Origin of the sequence: Campylobacter sp. CH186, assembly GCF_004378925.1 — a bacterium.
Classification (GTDB): Bacteria; Campylobacterota; Campylobacteria; order Campylobacterales; family Campylobacteraceae; genus Campylobacter_D; species Campylobacter_D jejuni.
The window spans coordinates 1-233 of the sequence record NZ_RYYB01000032.1; the positions used below are offsets into that span (position 1 = coordinate 1).

1 pseudogene is annotated in these 233 nt (G+C 32.2%); it reads right to left on the reverse strand.

Annotated features, from left to right (window positions below):
• Positions 1-28 precede the first annotated feature (28 nt).
• Positions 29-233: pseudogene (locus tag ELQ09_RS08230) on the reverse strand (autotransporter outer membrane beta-barrel domain-containing protein); the annotation flags it as partial.

Below are 233 nucleotides of genomic sequence, written 5' to 3' on the forward strand. Positions count from 1 at the left end.
ATCTAAAACAAAATCACTATAAAAACCTTACTCCACTGTAAAGCTCGAAATTCGAATACTCGTTTAATTTATCATGTCCGCTTTGAATTTCAAAGTATTTTCCACTATTATACTCATCACTCGTACCCCATCCAAAAATTCTTAACCATACACCACTTTCATAAGGATTATTGCGTAATTCCCCCATTCTTTTATACATATTATTCCATTCTATCATGGAGCCTAAAATAGCT